We start from the raw sequence: 623 nt of genomic DNA, 5'->3' as shown, positions 1-623 counted from the left end.
GGGGCCGAAGTGGAGGGAGCCTCGGCCGTGGAGGGGGTCGGCCGCTTCCTTCCCCTGCTCCCGGTTCGGGGCATGCCGTGGTTCCGGTCGCGGTCCAGGACCTTGTCGGCTGCCTGCCGCAGCAGGTCGCGGGCGTGTTTGGGGTTGATCCGCAGGGCGAGGGCCAGTCGTTCGGGGCGCCAGCCCCGGACGTAGGCGTGGTCGATGACCACCCGGCGTTCGGCTTCGCTCAGGTGGACATCGCGGCCCTTGAAGAAGGCGATCACGCGGCTGTGGTCCAGGCGGTGGGACAGGCCCTCGTGCCAGGGGCGGCGCTCGGCCTCGGTCAGCCCGCCCCAGGTGCCCTCTCGCAGGCCGTTCTCCAGGGCGTGGTTGAGGCACTCGCGGCGCACCGGGCACGGGTCGCACAGCTCTTTGGCCTCGGCGATGGCCTCGTAGTCGCGGGGGAGTGGGAAGAAGAGGGCATCCGCGTCGCCGGGGTCCATGCCCCGGCACCCGGCGCGGGCCTGCCAGCTGGTGTCGCCGATACCGCGCAGGTCGGTGGCCGGCGCATCGGGGGTGGTGAGGTCTCGCACGGTGGTCTCCGGTGTGGCCGCCGCGCCCCCCCGGCCGGAGCCGGGAGG

1 protein-coding gene is annotated in these 623 nt (G+C 74.0%); it reads right to left on the bottom strand.

Annotated features, from left to right (window positions below):
- Positions 1-575, bottom strand: a 575-nt coding sequence (locus FNQ90_RS25975; protein ID WP_182608533.1) for a WhiB family transcriptional regulator, incomplete at its 3' end; no start/stop codon positions are given.
- Between the last annotated feature and the right edge of the window lie 48 nt (positions 576-623).

Source organism: Streptomyces alkaliphilus, assembly GCF_014141535.1.
GTDB classification, from domain to species: domain Bacteria; phylum Actinomycetota; class Actinomycetes; order Streptomycetales; family Streptomycetaceae; genus Streptomyces; species Streptomyces alkaliphilus.
The sequence above is the reverse complement of the archived record's forward strand: the minus strand, read 5'-3'. Positions and strand labels throughout refer to the sequence as shown.